16 protein-coding genes and 1 tRNA gene are annotated in these 16,352 nt (G+C 34.0%); 10 read left to right on the top strand and 7 right to left on the bottom strand.

Features of this window, described 5'->3' with window-relative positions; genetic code table 11:
• Positions 1–73: 73 nt before the first annotated feature.
• From MY1_RS06850 to MY1_RS06870, 5 genes are all read left to right on the top strand, one after another.
• Positions 74–2,584 (top strand): DEAD/DEAH box helicase, encoded by a 2,511-nt coding sequence (locus MY1_RS06850; protein WP_007551164.1) that lies wholly within the window; start codon positions 74–76, stop codon positions 2,582–2,584.
• A gap of 41 nt (positions 2,585–2,625) precedes the next feature.
• On the top strand, positions 2,626–3,456 hold the full coding sequence (locus tag MY1_RS06855; RefSeq protein WP_007551165.1) for an SDR family oxidoreductase: 831 nt from the start codon (positions 2,626–2,628) through the stop codon (positions 3,454–3,456).
• Between the two features lie 75 nt (positions 3,457–3,531).
• Entirely contained in the window at positions 3,532–5,199 is a 1,668-nt protein-coding gene (locus MY1_RS06860; RefSeq protein WP_007551166.1) for a DNA topoisomerase I, read from the top strand.
• Between the two features lie 81 nt (positions 5,200–5,280).
• Positions 5,281–5,395, top strand: a tRNA-Met gene (locus MY1_RS06865).
• Between the two features lie 43 nt (positions 5,396–5,438).
• A complete protein-coding gene (locus MY1_RS06870; RefSeq protein WP_007551168.1) occupies positions 5,439–6,557 on the top strand; it encodes a tyrosine-type recombinase/integrase in 1,119 nt (372 codons plus the stop codon).
• A gap of 359 nt (positions 6,558–6,916) precedes the next feature.
• On the opposite strand, the gene MY1_RS06875 is transcribed toward MY1_RS06870, so the two are convergent.
• From MY1_RS06875 to MY1_RS06885, 3 genes are all read right to left on the bottom strand, one after another.
• Entirely contained in the window at positions 6,917–8,176 is a 1,260-nt protein-coding gene (locus MY1_RS06875) for a cation:proton antiporter (RefSeq protein ID WP_202795693.1), read from the bottom strand.
• Positions 8,177–8,296: 120 nt separating this feature from the next.
• Positions 8,297–9,424, bottom strand: a complete 1,128-nt coding sequence (locus MY1_RS06880; RefSeq protein WP_202795694.1) for a cation:proton antiporter — start codon at positions 9,422–9,424, stop codon at positions 8,297–8,299.
• 558 nt (positions 9,425–9,982) lie between these two features.
• Positions 9,983–11,083: a Rieske 2Fe-2S domain-containing protein gene (locus MY1_RS06885; protein WP_007551174.1), complete on the bottom strand. Its 1,101-nt coding sequence runs from the start codon at positions 11,081–11,083 to the stop codon at positions 9,983–9,985.
• Between the two features lie 163 nt (positions 11,084–11,246).
• On the opposite strand from MY1_RS06885, the gene MY1_RS09545 reads away from it, so the two are divergent.
• Positions 11,247–11,417, top strand: coding sequence for a CDGSH iron-sulfur domain-containing protein (locus tag MY1_RS09545; protein WP_007551175.1), 171 nt, complete (start codon positions 11,247–11,249; stop codon positions 11,415–11,417).
• 221 nt (positions 11,418–11,638) lie between these two features.
• On the opposite strand, the gene MY1_RS06895 is transcribed toward MY1_RS09545, so the two are convergent.
• Together MY1_RS06895 and MY1_RS10120 are read right to left on the bottom strand one after the other, a co-directional pair.
• Complete coding sequence (locus MY1_RS06895) at positions 11,639–12,496, bottom strand: VOC family protein (protein WP_007551176.1); 858 nt, start codon at positions 12,494–12,496, stop codon at positions 11,639–11,641.
• Between the two features lie 49 nt (positions 12,497–12,545).
• On the bottom strand, positions 12,546–12,668 hold the full coding sequence (locus MY1_RS10120) for a hypothetical protein (RefSeq protein ID WP_258167252.1): 123 nt from the start codon (positions 12,666–12,668) through the stop codon (positions 12,546–12,548).
• A 282-nt stretch (positions 12,669–12,950) separates the two neighbouring features.
• Between MY1_RS10120 and MY1_RS06900 the strand changes: the two genes are divergently transcribed.
• Together MY1_RS06900 and MY1_RS06905 are read left to right on the top strand one after the other, a co-directional pair.
• On the top strand, positions 12,951–13,397 hold the full coding sequence (locus MY1_RS06900; protein WP_007551179.1) for a hypothetical protein: 447 nt from the start codon (positions 12,951–12,953) through the stop codon (positions 13,395–13,397).
• A gap of 37 nt (positions 13,398–13,434) precedes the next feature.
• Positions 13,435–14,241, top strand: a complete 807-nt coding sequence (locus MY1_RS06905) for a helix-turn-helix transcriptional regulator (protein ID WP_048109966.1) — start codon at positions 13,435–13,437, stop codon at positions 14,239–14,241.
• A 2-nt stretch (positions 14,242–14,243) separates the two neighbouring features.
• Here the strand turns inward: MY1_RS06905 and MY1_RS06910 are convergent, their stop codons facing one another.
• Together MY1_RS06910 and MY1_RS09715 are read right to left on the bottom strand one after the other, a co-directional pair.
• Positions 14,244–14,423 carry a hypothetical protein gene (locus tag MY1_RS06910; protein WP_007551182.1) on the bottom strand — a complete coding sequence of 60 codons (180 nt, stop codon included), beginning with the start codon at positions 14,421–14,423 and terminating at the stop codon, positions 14,244–14,246.
• 149 nt (positions 14,424–14,572) lie between these two features.
• Positions 14,573–14,737, bottom strand: coding sequence for a hypothetical protein (locus MY1_RS09715; RefSeq protein ID WP_007551183.1), 165 nt, complete (start codon positions 14,735–14,737; stop codon positions 14,573–14,575).
• Between the two features lie 547 nt (positions 14,738–15,284).
• On the opposite strand from MY1_RS09715, the gene MY1_RS09920 reads away from it, so the two are divergent.
• The gene (locus tag MY1_RS09920) at positions 15,285–15,434 is read left to right on the top strand and encodes a hypothetical protein (RefSeq protein ID WP_007551185.1); all 150 of its coding nucleotides are present in this window, start codon (positions 15,285–15,287) and stop codon (positions 15,432–15,434) included.
• Between the two features lie 462 nt (positions 15,435–15,896).
• Entirely contained in the window at positions 15,897–16,283 is a 387-nt protein-coding gene (locus tag MY1_RS06920; RefSeq protein WP_007551188.1) for a hypothetical protein, read from the top strand.
• The last annotated feature ends 69 nt before the right edge of the window (positions 16,284–16,352 follow it).

Raw genomic sequence — 16,352 nt, forward strand, 5'->3', positions numbered from 1 at the left:
TGTCGTGAAATACTGTTTTTGCCAATATTAACAGTCAACCAATAAATCTTGAGTAAATTAAATCAAGTTGAACTTGAAATTTTCATGTCCAAAATGCAAATCCAAATTAGAGATACAAAAAACATTCAACAAAAAAATTCACATTTCATGTAGTTGCGGAATAGAGGATTTACTTGAATTTTCAAAAAACATTGATGAGGTATTTTTAGAATTTCTTTCAAGATTTGATGAGGGGTTAGTTACAAAAAAAGGAATTTCAGAAGGTCTAAAAAATGAGGGAATCATCAGGGACGAAAAAGAGATCAAGAAGATGATTGGAAAAAATAATCCAGACAAGACTACAGAAGATATTCTTTTTTCAAAAAGAGATTTCATTTCACAGTACAAGGTTCTGACTAATCCCGAGCCTAAAATGGGCAGTGACGTAGAAGATATGGGACTAGATGAATCAATAAGCAACCACCTAAAAGAGATTGGAATTAATCAGTTTTACAAATTTCAAGAAGAGGCAATTCAAGAGGTTTCATTTGGGGAAAATGTAATCATTGAAGCACCTACGGCATCTGGAAAGACAGAAGCATTTTTGATTCCAGTAATTCAAAAAATAAAAAAAGAATCAAACAATGTAAGAGGTGTTTTTGCAGTATTTGTTTATCCTACAAAAGCTCTTTCAAGGGATCAATATCCAAAAATCTTAAAGTTTGCAGAAAAAATTGGAATCAAAGTAAAAGTTTTTGATGGAGACACGGAACAAATAGAGCGAAGAGAAATTCTAGAGAGTCCGCCACACATACTTGTTACAAATTTTGATGTAATACATTACCATCTTTGGCATCAAACAAGATTTTCATCTTTGCTTTCAACTATCAAAGTATTGGTGGTAGATGAGACACATGTGTACTCTGGAATTTTTGGCTCAAACGTCCATTACATAATTAAAAGACTGAAAAGAATTTGTAGCAATAAAATACAATTCGTTGCGGCATCTGCAACTCTAGAAGATGCTAAAAATTTTTGCGAACAATTGTTTGGAGTGAAGATGAAAATAATTCATGGTTCTGGCAAAAAAGGACAAACAGATTTTGTTATGTTATTTCCATCACTTAGAACTCAAAGGTCTCTAATGATTGATTTGACAAAGAAGATGACTGAAAAAAATCACAAAACAATGGTATTCAATAACTCACATCTTAATTCAGAACTCTTGGCAATTCAAGCAAAAAAACAAAAAATCAACATCAAAGTTCACAGGGCAGGCCTAATGGCAAATTATAGAAAATCAGTTGAACAAGAGTTCAAGAGTGATAAACTCCAGGCTATTTCATGCACACCTACGCTTGAACTTGGAATTGATGTCGGAAACGTGGATTGTGTGATTTCTTCAACTATTCCAGTAAACAGACTGATTCAAAGAATTGGTAGAGCAGCACGAAAAGGACAGCGAGGATATGCATTTTTAGCACTTGGAAATGATCCAATTTCACAATATTACAAGAATCATCCAGATGATTATTTTGAAGATGTTGAAAAAACATACATTGATCCAAAGAATCCATTTGTAGAAGAATTTCAAGTATTGGCAATGGCATGTGATAGACCAATTTCAAAACACGAATTAAAAGAACATGAAGGAATTATCAAACAACATATAGAAAATGAAAATTTAATAATTCACAACAACAGAATTATACCAAATTTTGACAAGATCTCTTCTTTGTTAAATGATTACAGCATAAGAGGAATTGGAAAATCACTAGATATTTTCTTAAATGAAAAAAAGGTTGGAGATAGAGTACTTCCAATTGCTTTAGAAGAACTTCATAAAGATGCAATCTATTTTCTTGCGGGTATCAGATACAGAGTAAAAGAATGCGGATATCCTCAAAGAAATTTTGCAAAGCTAGAAAGAATTTCAAGAGATTATCCGTATTATACCAAAGCATTAACAGAAGAATGGCCAACAATTGAAACGGTTTTTGAGACAAGAAAAGCATATGGAATAGAAGTTGCATTCTGCAAATTACACATTCAAAAGAAAGTTTATGGTTATGTCAACATAGAATTGGGACAAGAGATCACTCAAGGACAAAAAGTCTTACTAGATTCACCTTTAGAATATGATTTTATCACAAAAGGAATTGTGTTTCATGCTCCAAGACCTATAGACCAAATCAAAAAAGCTGAAGATGAAGAATACACTGAAGCAAGTGGATATCATGCAACAGAACATGTTGTAATTGAAGGCAGTAACATGATAACTGGAGGAGTATCTCAAGATTTAGGAGGCATATCTTTGGGGACTTCAGGCTTGATTTTCATCTATGATGGAGCAATTGGTGGAAATGGTGCAAGTAAGGCATTATTTGATAGATTTGAAAAAGCACTTGAGCGAAGTATGTTCATTGTAAAAGAGTGTCCATGTCAAAGTGAGGCAGGTTGTCCACGCTGTACTTTCTCCTATAGATGTGGAAATAACAATGAATATCTTCACAAATATTCTGCATTAGAAATTCTTCAAAGAATCAACAAGGGTGAAGAAACTAAACTAGAAGAACCAACAGAAGGAGACAAACCACTAGTCTAAAATCAAAATGGGATAAATAGAACAAAATTTCTATAAATTGTATGGAAAAAGTAGCAATTGTAACTGGAGCAACATCGGGAATTGGATATGAAACTTGTCTGTCACTTGCAAGAGACGGATTTTACACATTTGCCACAGTTAGAGATGTAAAAAAAGCAGAAAAAATATTACAAATTGCAAAAAAAGAAAATCTAAAGATAGAGATTATTGAACTAGATGTTGATGATGAAAAATCAATCAGTACTGCAATTCAAAAAATTCTTTCAAAAAAACAACAGATTGATGTTTTAGTAAATAATGCGGGATGGGGATTGTTTGGAAGTGTGGAAGATGTACCGCTAAAAAACTTCAGAGCGCAGTTTGAAACAAATTTTTTTGGAATAATAAGTATAATTCAAAAAGTTGCACCAGTGATGAGAAAACAAAAATCAGGAGTAATTGTAAACATCAGCTCAGTTGCAGGAAGAATTGGTTTTCCAGGATCGCCTGCATACATTAGCTCAAAATTTGCTCTAGAGGGATTATCTGAATCATTAAGATATGAGTTGGGACAATTTGGAGTCAAAGTAGTTATCATTGAACCAGGGGTGATTAAAACAAACTTTTTCTCATCTATGAAGATTGCAGAGCCTAAACCAGATTCACCATACAAAGAGATTACTGAAAAGGTGATCATGGGGGTAAAGATGATGGCAGAGCTTGGAACTCCCCCATCAGAAGTGGCTACAACAATATTGAAGGCAATTAAAGAAAAAGATCCAAAACCAAGATACATCGTAGGTAATGATGCACAGATGTTTTTGGAAGCAAAAAGGGCAAAAACAGATACAGAATTTGAAAATTATCTTAAAAAAGAACTATTTCCAAGTTAAAACCATATCTACGTTAAATTGATATACACATAGAATAGAGTTTTTGTCAAAGTCCGCAATTTTAACTGATGAAAAATGAAATGGAAAACACTACAACATAACGGAATCTTGTTTCCTCCTGCCTATGAAGCGCATGGAATTAAGATAAAGATCAAAGGAGAGAATGTAGACCTTAATCTCAATCAAGAGGAGATGGCATACCAGTGGGCAAAAAAGAAAGATACTCCTTATGCACAAGACAAAGTTTTTCAGAAAAATTTTACAGAAGATTTTGCTAAAACATTGCCAGCAAAATTCAAAAATATTTCATATCAAGACATTGACTTTTCTCATGCTTACAAGATAGTCGACAAAGAAAAAGATCTCAGAGAGATGATGACAAAAGAGGAAAAGAAAGCCCTAGCTCTTAAACGAAAAGAGTTACGAGAAAAACTTGTTCAAAAGTATGGCAAAGCAATCATGGATGGAAAAGAAGTCGATGTTGCTAATTACATGGCAGAACCTCCTGGAATTTTTATCGGTAGAGGGGATCATCCACTTAGAGGGAGATGGAAACCCAGAGTCACTGCAAAAGATGTAACGCTAAATCTCGGTAAAGAAGCCAAGGTTCCAGAAGGAAATTGGGGCAAAATTGTTCACGATAATGATTCCATGTGGCTAGCTGGATGGACAGACTATCTTACTGAAAAAAGAAAGTACGTCTGGCTTGCAGATACAGCTGGATTAAAGCAAGACAGGGACAAAGCAAAATATGAAAAAGCTGTAAAGCTATCAAAAGAGATCGAGAAAATTAAGGAAAGAATTGTCAAAGACATGAAGAGCAAAGATCCAAAAATCAGCAGAATTGCAACTGTGTGTTATTTGATTTATAGGACTGCAATGAGAGTAGGCGACGAAAAAGATCCTGATGAGGCAGATACAGTTGGTGCAACCACATTAAGAAAAGAACACATCAACATTACAGAAAATACAATTGAATTTGATTTCTTGGGAAAAGATAGTGTAAGATGGCAAGAAACAGTCAAAGCAGAAGGCAATGATAAGCAATTCCAAGAAAATCTAAAAAAACTAATTCAGAATAAAAAACCCAAAGATGAGATTTTTGAAGACATAACTTCAAGACATGTAAATGCATATTATTCTAGCATAGTAAGCGGGCTAACTGCCAAGGTTTTCAGAACCTATCTTGCTACTACAATGGTAAAAAATTATCTAAAAGAGCATGACAACATCAAAGGAAAAACACCTAATGAAAAACTGTATCATGCAAAATTAGCAAATTTAGAAGCAGCTATAATGTGTAATCATAAAAGAACCATCCCGAAAACCTATGAGGATGCACTTCAAAAGAAAAGAGATACGCTAAAAAATATAGCCAAAGAACAACCTTGGAAGAAAACCATGGATGCATTAAAGAAAGCAGAAGCCATGGAAGCTAAGACCGATGCTCAAAAAAAGAATAAGGCAAAAAAAATTAAAACACTAAATGAACAAATAAAAAAACAGAAAGAAAAACACAGTGAACGAGCAGAAAAGCTACAATTACAAATTGACTTGTCAGAGAAAACTAAAGATTACAATCTCGGGACATCATTAAGAAACTACATAGATCCACGTATCTTCAAAGCTTGGACCAATGAAGTAGGCGTAGAATGGGAGAAATTATACACTGCAGCATTGCAAAAAAAATTCCTTTGGGTACAAAATGAAAAAGTATTGTGGTCTGAATTAGCTAAAAATTAAGAATTGGTTTAAAAATCATCAGTAGTCATTTGGTGTGATATACGTAGCATTTAATTTCTCAAATTATCTGAAATACTTTATGCCGGGGTAGCTCAGCCTGGTTAGAGTGCCAGTTGATTGGTAAACTCTACCGGTTCTTCCAAAAAAGGCAATACTCATAATCTGGAGGTCGTGGGTTCGAAACCCATCCCCGGCATACACAATTGTGTTTAATACCCTGACAATCACTCTGATGGTTTATGCCTAAATTACAGCCAGAAAAGCCTACATCTGACATCTACTCGTACGATATACAGATTCAGGGAATCTTTAGACGAATAGAAAATGACCTTCCAAAAAATACAGTGGAGTTAATTCACAAATACGACAGGGTAATGATTAACACCTCAAAGGCAAAGGGGACAAGACGAAAGCATCTGCAAACACTTTACATCTTATCAAAATTAGTTGAAAAGGAATGGAGTCAAGTAACTAAAGACGATATTGATATTTTGGTTTCAAAAATAATGGAACAGTTTGCGGAATCCAATGGACAGGAATCAAACTATTCCTATGATCACAAAAAAGTTCTAAAGATATTTTTCAGATGGTTCAAGCTTGGCTCAAGGGAATTAAATGATGTGGGGGATCCTGAAGAGACAAAGAAAGTAAAACTTGGAAAAATAAGAGATAAGATAGTTAGAGAAGATCTGATTACAGATGAAGATAGAGAAAAATTATTACTGGGTTGTTCGGGTAGTCTCAGAGACAGAGCATTGATTGATGTTCAATGTGAAGCGGGGACAAGACCTGGAGAATTGCTGACTCTAAAAATTAAACATGTAAAATTTGATGAATATGGTGCAATTATTCATGTCGATGGTAAGACAGGAGCTAGACCAGTTAGACTAATTCGCTCCACACCAAACCTTTCCTTATGGATGGATTCTCATCCACTAAAAGAAAGTCCTAATGCACCATTATGGATTAACATGTCAAAAAGAGATTTTGGAAAACAACTCAGTGCAGCTAGTGCAAGACAAATTGTAAAGAAAGTTTGCGAAAAGACAAAGATCTCAAAGCGAATCTATTTGAATCTATTTCGCCATTCTGAGGCAACAAATTCAGCTAGATTTCTTACAGAAGCACAACTAAAGAAACGTCATGGGTGGTCTTCTGTATCACGAATGCCTGCTAGATACGTTCACTTGGTTGACGCAGATGTGGATGAAGCAATTTTGAGACATAATGGGATTGTCACTAAAGACAAAGAAATTACAAACATGCCTAAAATATGCCATATTTGCAAAAGATCGTGCAGGATTGACTGCAAAATACGAGTCAACCAAAAGACATCACATATCGCTTCATACGTTTAGATCCTATTTTTTTATTCGAGCTAGAAGAGTCCATGATACAGATGTAGCTCATGCTATGGTAGGTCATACTACCTATCTGGACATGTATGACAGGAAAGAAGATTCTGAAAAATTAGAGTTGTTCCTGAAAGTTGAGCCCAGTCTTAGAATTCTCAATTAAATGGAACAGAGGGGGTGTCTAACCTATTTGACACAACTCATTGGCAGTATGTTTTGAAGTGAGAGTTTCAAACTAAAAGAATGATGCCGCAGTAGGGTTCAACTCCACAGTGACTCACATACCATTATGGGAAATAAAATGGACGCAGATAGGTGTGAAAATCAAAATATAATTTTTATTTCTAAATATGTGAAACTCATTAGCTTGATGTTTTGTCTACAGATTCATCTTTTCCAAATCTTTCAGAAAACTTCCATCCATATTTAATAATATATGGTGATAGAAATGTGGTAATTATCGTCATAGTTCCTACAAGCGGTAGGAGCATTGAGCTAGTTACAGATACATCTGCACCACCTTTTGCAGCAACTAACGCTAATTCGCCTCCTGATGAAGACAAACCAATTCCCGAACGAAAAGATATTTTTTTATTAAATCCTAACAATTTAGCAGAAATCCAAACGGTGAAAAACTTAGAAGAGATAGACACTAGAATAAGCGCAATAGCTGGAAGAATAAACAAAGGTAGCTGTTTAACATCCATGAGTGCTCCCACCGATATGAAAAATAAAGCTGCAAACATATCTCTGATTGGTATAGCCATTGCTTTTGTAGGAATTCCTATTTTAGTTCCAGCTACAAGAACACCTGCAAAAAAAGCACCAGTAGCAACGGATATTCCAAGTTTAAAGGCAATCACTGATAATCCAAATGCAAGACCAAGCATTGCTACAAGTATGAATTCATTATGTCCAGTTTTTTTTACAATTCTTGTATAATATGGAACAGTTCTAGTTCCTACCACTATTGCTCCAATTATGAATGCAAGAACAAATCCAATTGCCACACCAACTTCAGTGTAAGATAACTGTTCGGTAGCTACAACTGATTGTATAACAGCTAACATTGAAATTATAATTATATCTTCAATTATCGAAACACCAACAATAAGATTAAATGATTTATCATCAACTAAACCCATTTCTTCTAAAACGCGCATCACAATTACAGTGCTTGTTACAGAGATGGCAAGGGCTACAAACATACTATCAAATGAAGAAAAGCCCATAGCCTGAGCAGCGAAATAACCTAACGCAAAAGTTCCTAAAGCTTCCGCAGATGCGATAATTGTTGCCTTTTTTCCAATGTTTTTCAGTTTTTCTATAGGAAATCCCATTCCAATTACAAATAGCAATACAATAATTCCAATTTCTGCAAAAACATTGAGGATCTCCAGATTTGTAATTAAGCTAAAAGGAGGGGTGTATGGACCAATTATCATTCCTGCAGCGATATATGCAATTACCATTGGTTGTTTTAGCTTAAATGAAATGAGTGCCATGACAGATGCAATTATCATTATGACTGCAAAATCTTGAACTATTAATTCCGAATGAGTGGGTTCTGCAAGAATCTTATTTGATATTGGTCCAAGGATGGAAACAATGTCAAATTCCACATAACTTTCTTAATTTTATGTTAAATAAACTAAATCATTTATCGAATATAATATCTAAAATCAACACAATGAGTAATTGAATATGTTAATCGTACATTTTAGTATCTTTTAAAATTTTTATCATTCGTATAGTTCTACTGTCTTTATTCCTTTTTTTGCCATCAATACACCAAGGAATGTAGTTAATACAACTACCATGCCAACTATCGGAAAGAGGTTATCACTCACTACTCCTAGATCCATTCCTGTTTTCAACACAATAAATGAAAACTCCCCTAATGACGCCATGCTTAGACCTATGGCAAGTGCATATTGTTTGCCACTGCCAAAAAGTTTTACTCCCATATACACACCAAGAATTTTTCCAAATATTGTCAATATTGTAATCACAATAATTGGAATCCAAAATGTCCCTATTGCAGATAAATTCATCAAAGCGCCAATCGTTACAAAAAATATTGCAACAAATACTTCTCTGATCGGAGTAATCAGAGTAGATACATCATCAGAAAATTTAGAACCTGCAATCATAACACCTGCCAAAAATGCTCCCGTGGCAGCTGAAAATCCAAGTTCATGAGTCAGAAAAGACAAGCCAAATGCTAGTCCTAATGCAAAGGTCATAGTTATCTCAAATCTTTCTAGTTTTGCAATAAGACCAAACAATTTTGGAACTAACAAAATTCCAAGACCTAGTGTAACTGCAAAAAATATGCCAATTTTTGCAATTGTCCATATTACGACTGAATATTCAAAAGAACCAGTAACTACTCCAGAATGTAATGTACTTATCAAGATTATAGCGATAATGTCTTCAATTATCAAAACCCCAGTCAATAACATTCCAGAAGTAGTTTCAATACTTCCCCTATCTTCCAACACCTTGATTATTACAGCCGTAGAACTGATTGATAGAGCAGCAGCTAAGAACATTGAATCATAAAAGGACCATCCAAACAACTGCCCTATTACAAATCCGATTCCAAGCATTACCATTACCTCGATTACTGCAATTGTAACTCCAACTTTTCCAACATTACGTAATTTAGATAAGGGGAATGTCAATCCAACACCAAACAATAACAAAACGATTGCAATATCTGAAAAATTATTTAACATGTCAATATTTTTGATAAGACTGAACGGACCAAACGGACCAATCAGTATACCTGCGGCAAGAAAGCCAAGAATCAACGGCTGCCGTAAAACATATGCCAGTGTTCCTACACCTGCACATGCTATTAACAAAAATGCCAGATCCCCCAGTAGTTCAATCCCTAAATTCATTGAGACATATGACCAACGAGAGATTCAACACCATAAGCATATTATCAGATGTCAAAATATTTTATTTACAGTGTTATTTTTTATCTATTTGAATGAAGAGTGAAATCGCAATTAAATTCAAAGATAAAAATATCTTATTTTAATAAAATTTTAAATGAATCTGATCTAATTCTTAAAGAAAATACAAGAAAATGTATAATATTACTAATTATTGAAAGAAACAGAAAAAATTAATAAAAAAGTTCTGAATAGAAAATCTAGTAGGAATTGGAGATAAGGCTAAGATCAACGAATACCATTAATGAGTTCTGTCAAGTTAGTTAGATACTCCCACTATAGATTCAATTCCACAGGGACTCGACCACCATTATGGGAAATAAAATGGACGCAGATAGGTGTGAAAATTGATTTAAAAATAAAAAAGAAACTCTTGTTATGTTATGGATATATCAAAAAAATAAAGTGGGGGTATGCTCTAATGTACGGTGTTCATTTTTTCGAATTATCTTCATTATGTCGCTATAACTCTTCATTAATTGTGAGATGTTGGGCCTTTCTTCCTGCTTTTACAATTTCTTCTTGACTTAGATGTTGCTGTAATACTATTTTTGCCATATCTATGCTTCTTCGAACTAGATCCTTTGCGCCATTTTTTAGATCATCACTTTCTGCAACATAAGCAATATTGTTTTCCATGTCTTCTGCATCCCATCCTCTCGTATGAGCAATAAATGGAAATGGAGGAAACACAAATCCAATCTCTGAGAAAAATCCCAACATGTGCCCTGCAACATCTTGTACATTGTCCTGTCCTCCAGTTATGATAAAAGAGGCAACCTTGTTTTGAATCAAAACCTTGTTGTTTATTGTAATCTGATTCTGAACACAGTTCATCCTCTCAATCATTTTGTGATATAGAGAACTTGCAGCACCCCAGCGAATAGGTGTTGCGACAATTACCACATCAGCCCAATGAATCAATGCCTCATACACCTGAGTAAGCTGGTCTGTCTCATCCATTTGTGTAATGGAGCAAGGCCAAGTGCAAGCAAAGGCACTTTTAGAATAAAATCCCTCACACGCTCTGAATTTTAAATCATTTAGGCGGATAAACATGGTTTGTGCTCCAAGTTCATTTTTTGCGTGGTTAATTGCAACTTCAAGTAATTTATCTGAAGTCGAATAGCGTGGATTTTTAGAATCCATAATTGTAGTTGATATTCCAACCACTCTGATTGGACCCTCCTCTCGTTTTACATCTCTTGCAAGCAGATGAGGTGGATGTACACTTTTGTGTCCTTTAGTTATTGGAACAGTATTTATGAAAAGATGATTGTTTTCAATTTTGAGCTCATATTGTGAAACTTTGTCTTCATATCCTGGTTGAGCAGAACCTGTTGTTCTATGAAACTGCCAATAATGCCAAGGACATACAATGTAATCTCCTTCTAGTTTTCCTTTGCCAAGTGGTCCTCCGACATGTGTACATACCCCCAATATTGCACCAAACTGTCCGTCTTTGTATGATAATGCAACAGGTTTTCCCTGCACTGTGATTTCTCTTAATGGCGGATCTTTTAGCGAGTCAACTAAACCAATATCTGACCAACTTTTTTCCAATGTTGATTATTAACAATGTAAAATTAAAAGGATTTGTGTTGTTATTTCTTTTTGGAGTTTTCATCATGTTATACTAACGTGTTCTCAGTGTCAAGTTTATCCCAAATACCCTGAAAAATGGAATTTGGCAATTATTATTACAAAGTAAAGCGTACCCCCAACAATGACAAAAATCGTAATTAAGGCAACTGAAAATGGTCCATGTCTCATAGAAGTTGATGGGAAAAAAGTAGCTGCCTTGTGCAGATGTGGTGCATCAAATAACAAACCTCATTGCGATGGATCTCACATAAAGATAGGATTCAAAGCAAATGCAACAGAAATCAAGGTTTAGAATTTTTCTTTTTTTATAATAATATTCTTCGCCATTATGGTTTTTGAAGGAAAAATCCAGATACCAGCAAAATATTCTTTCAACCCTTAAATCATATCATCTAATGGAAATATCGTATGACACCAAACAACGAGATAATAATGAAACAGTAACAATTTCTAATTATTAAAAATACAAATTTGTCAGTGGAATCAATTCATGTTTGCAGTAAGATAAGAATATTATTGAATAGTCAAATGAATTGATATTTTGTCATTATCGAATATACTAAATGAACCATCTCCTAAATCATTCACATCTATTTTATGAGATTCTAATGTTTTTATCACATTACCTAGTTTGTCTCTGTTTGAAAATTGAATTGTAAAGTAATCCAATCCTACAGATTCTGGTGATGCTTGTGATATGTCTTCTCCAAGCCAAATATTAGTGGCAATATGATGATGATATTTTCCTGCTGCAAAAAACAATGCACCTTTCATGCTTGCAGTATTTGAAAGACCTAAAACTTCTGAATAGAATTTCTTTGCCTTTGCAAGATTAGACACATGTAAGTGAACATGTCCTATTGATGTATCAGTTGGAAATTCATTCCAAGATTTAGTTGATTCTGCAAGTAATCCTTCCATATCGAGGGGTTCTATTGACATCACCACTTGGTTACTATTCCATTTCCATTCAGATGGTATTCGGTCGCAGTAAATTTCTATTCCAATATTGTCAGGATCACGAATGTAAATTGCTTCAGATACAAGATGGTCTGAAAAACCATCAATCTTTATCGTATCTTTGTGTTTTAGTAAATGTGAGAGAAAATCACCCAAATCTTCTCTATGTGGAAGTAGTATTGCAAAATGATACAATCCAGCTCTTGGAGTCAAATCAAGAGGTTTTGCAGTAGAAAGAGCAACAAGATAAGGCAGTTTACCATCACATGAAAGAAATACAGAATGATCTGTTTGTTCAACTATTTTAAAACCAAGAAAGGATTTGTAAAATTCCAGAGATTTGTTAATGTCAGATACTTTAAGATGAACTTGACCTATTTTGGCATTTTGATCAATAGGAATATCATTCACATTAGTAATTAAAAATTCAACGATATAATGACTATGTAAAAATAATTATTTAAATTCGTTTTTTAATCTGCCAGACAGTTACAGCGGGGGCTGCAATGTATATTCCCAAGTTCAACAAAATTACAGATATTCCCAATCCTAAGACTTGAGCATCAGAACCATCTTCTGCCAATGTCATGATAGATAAAAGTGACACAAAAAGGCGTGATTTTAATTATTTAGTTTCAATAACCTTTGAGATTGTTTTGTTCAGCTGTAACTGTGAAAATACAGCTAAATTTGTTACCTGAACTAATGAATAACCAAAACATAACATAGACATGGAAAAATGCCCAAAGTGTTCAAACCAAATTATTGTTAGCAACACAAACGTAGCAGTAAATGTAGAACAACCATGGAAAAAAGTTCAAGCAAAAATTTGCCTAGATTGTAACTTTATGGAGTTATTCCGCAATTGACTTTTTATGAGCAAAATGCAATGAGAAATGAAATGAAAATGATTTCTCATCTTGATAAGACAAGTTATCTAAACTTGTGCAAATCTATCTTGCGTTTGGATCAGAATGTCTTATTTGTTGGAATAATCAATGACCACGGAAGATTGGTTGACTTTGCCAAAAAGCAAAACAAGATGATACAAAATCTAGAAAACATAGATTTGGATATGATATGTATGCAAGCCAGGCTATACATATCAATGCAAAGCGATCACGATAAGAATCTTGGCAGATTTGGTCATTGCATCACCGAAAGAGAGAAAATCACAACGCTAACAATTCCCACCATTTATGGAACTGTGCTTGTCATATCTTCCAACAAGACAGATTCAAAAGAATTGGTAAAAAAAATTTTTCGGGTGACAGACGATAGTTGTTTTGCACAGATGCTAGACCCTTGTTGAAGCAAGGTTTAGATTCTGTACGCCTGTAAATAATAAAATGGGAAATAACTACAAGAGTGCAAGTAGTGACTTTCTGGATCTTGCAAGCGAGCAGCGACTTGATATTTTGTTTCACTTGATGCAAGAAAAATCAAAAGTGTCCCCAATGGCAAAGACACTTGATTCTACCGTACAGGAAGTCCACAGAAACTTTGAGAGATTGGCAAAATCAGGATTTATTGAAAAAGATAATGAGGGTTACTATCATCTTACAATTTATGGAACTACAATGTGCACTCAGATTCCTACAATGATGTTTTTCTCAAATAATAGAAAGTATTTCCAGGAACATGACTTTGGAGATCTTCCTGTAAAATTTATCGAACGTATAGGTGCACTGTCAACTGGAACTTACATCAAGGGTTTTACCAAAGTGATCGAACAGTGGAAATCAATTTACAAAAACGCTAACGAATACATCTATGAAATGCATTCAGAGGTTTCAAATGATCTTATAGAACCTTTGATAAAAAAAGCTAAAGATGATAAAGTAAAGATAAACTACATTTTGTCAGAAGATTGTATCGTTCCAAGGGGAAGAAAAAAGACGTTGGAGAAATTTGGTTTTAGTAGTCTCTTAGAAAATGGAATAGTTGAAAGAAAAATGTCAAAACAAGTTTTGGTAGTAGTTGCCTTAAATGAAAAAGAGGCATGTGTCTCATTTCCTGACAGAAAAGGTGAATCAAACATCGGGTATGCGTTTTATGGAAACGATGTTAGATTTCATGAGTGGTGTCTTGACTATTTCAGATATAGTTGGCACAATTCAGGTACATTCAGGGAAAGCAAACTAAAAGAAGAATAGATTCACTCCAGTGGAAAATCTGATCCACATCCAAGGCACCATCCTCGTTCTCCTTTGTAACTATCACTATAATATTGAATGATTTCAATTCCACACACAAAACATGTTGTCTCCACAGTTCTCTTTTTTACATTTTTTATCATTGATTCTGTTTTTTGATGATTGTGAGTTTTGTGAGACAATTATTCTTCCTCACAACATGATGGTGAGTAAAATAATTGAAACCACTGCAACTATGTGAAATAAATAATAAGATGTTTTGTGCCTTGGCATTCTTTTCAGACTTTGTCTTTTCTTATGTTTTATTTCCTGTACTAAATCGATCATTTTTTCATACTCCTGGCATTTCTAGCACGATAAATGCCCCCAATCCAATCCCAATCACTACACCAATTCCAGTGCAGATAAGACCGAATTTTACAACCTTTTTGATTGGAGCATGTACCATCATGTCCCAAGTGCTGATTGATTTTTGTGTTTGAATATTGTTGTTCATATTATGTAATACACACTGCTTAATGATAGACTGTACTCATCAAATGTTATGATGATTAAGCTGTATCTGTTAATTTACAAGATTACATTGTAATATACAACATGCTAATTTTCAAAAAAAATGTTGGGATAAATAGGAAATTTTGACAGATTTCTAACTATTTGCTATGATGATAGAAACTTTTAATCAAAAATATATCTGATTAATGTCGATTTACCCTTTTATTGTTTTTTTGTGGAATGTTCTAACATATTTTTTTCTTGTTTTGGTAGGATTCCTGTTTACAAATGTCTTAAAACCATTTGTAACTATTCCACAGGCAACACACAATATTTCTCGTGTACTTGTGTCATGCACAGTATTTTTGTGATTGCATCTTGGATTCATTTTCATTATTCCTAATGCTCACCAAGATTAATGATAGTTAGTATCAAAAACAGCTGTATCATCATAAATTCAGCTTAGAGCGGTATCTCATTCAAATTGTCTCATTAGTGATGGTCTGAATACGCTAACTATAATACACAACATATTCTGAATACAGATTATGCCTGATGAGATTAAAAAAGAAAGTTCGTGGGATAAAATGGTTCATGCATCTTTTAGAAAAGTGGTTGCATTTGATCTATTATGTATCGGAATTGGCATTGTTATAGGAATAGGAATAGGCGTTTACCTAATTGCTGGTTCCCCTTAGTCTTTTTATTATTTACTTGTGATGGCATAATTCATTTGTTATTCACTAAGTTCTAAAGACCATTTTAACATGTAAAAAATGATCAAATGTCAAGCTTGCAACTCTTTGAGCAATAGTCATACTGCGTACTACTTGACACATCAGAGCTATGAAACCTTCCACACATGATGCAAATCTTTTTCATGATTCTCATGTTCATACTCCAATTACCTTTCCGTAAACTAAAACTTCGAACCCAATCCAGATTATTGCTCCAATCCCCAACAAAAAAAGATCATGTTTCACCACTTTTTTGAACGGTACATGAATCAGTGTGCTCCATGGGCTGGCAAATTTTTCTACATTATTATTCATACAATACATTATGTAATTCTTAATGATAGATGATACTCAACAAATGTTATGATGAATCAGCTGAATCTGTTAATACCATTAATACAAAATTATAATGCATAGCACAATATGCAAGCAATACAAAATAATCAAGATTTTTTACGAAGATACGGATATTCAGATAACATAAAAGTAGAAAAGGCAATAGAATTACTTTTGATTAATAGACGTCACGAATTAAGAACCATAGCAGAGTCAGTGTTAAACCACATACCTGGACAAATCATTTTATCTGAATGGAGTGAGTTTATTCTTCACATGTGTCTTGATGTAGAAGAATGTTTTTCCATATGGAAAGGCGATGTAGAGCCACCTCAAAATTTCTATCTCAAGTCATTTATAATATTAAAACAATTTAGTAAAGGAAAAACATCGATGAATCAATTAACTCAATTTTTGAATTTGGCTTATAGTATTGCCCAAGAATTTAGAGTGATTTACAAAAGAGTGGAATAAAGATGAATCCTATCAATCCTTCAATCCTAGATTCAGCGCCGTAGGGACTCACCTAAGAGATTATTTTGA

The organism is Nitrosarchaeum koreense MY1 (assembly GCF_000220175.1).
GTDB classification, from domain to species: Archaea; Thermoproteota; Nitrososphaeria; order Nitrososphaerales; family Nitrosopumilaceae; genus Nitrosarchaeum; species Nitrosarchaeum koreense.

Excerpts from the sequence above, each read along its gene's own strand:
- MY1_RS06905 (WP_048109966.1), top strand. The coding sequence starts at position 13,435 with ATGGGAAATAACTACAAGAGTGCAAGTAGTGACTTTCTGGATCTTGCA.
- MY1_RS09715 (WP_007551183.1), bottom strand. The coding sequence starts at position 14,737 with ATGAACAACAATATTCAAACACAAAAATCAATCAGCACTTGGGACATG.
- MY1_RS06920 (WP_007551188.1), top strand. The coding sequence starts at position 15,897 with ATGCAAGCAATACAAAATAATCAAGATTTTTTACGAAGATACGGATAT.
- MY1_RS06855 (WP_007551165.1), top strand. The coding sequence starts at position 2,626 with ATGGAAAAAGTAGCAATTGTAACTGGAGCAACATCGGGAATTGGATAT.
- MY1_RS09920 (WP_007551185.1), top strand. The coding sequence starts at position 15,285 with ATGCCTGATGAGATTAAAAAAGAAAGTTCGTGGGATAAAATGGTTCAT.
- MY1_RS09545 (WP_007551175.1), top strand. The coding sequence starts at position 11,247 with ATGACAAAAATCGTAATTAAGGCAACTGAAAATGGTCCATGTCTCATA.
- MY1_RS06860 (WP_007551166.1), top strand. The coding sequence starts at position 3,532 with ATGAAATGGAAAACACTACAACATAACGGAATCTTGTTTCCTCCTGCC.
- MY1_RS06870 (WP_007551168.1), top strand. The coding sequence starts at position 5,439 with ATGCCTAAATTACAGCCAGAAAAGCCTACATCTGACATCTACTCGTAC.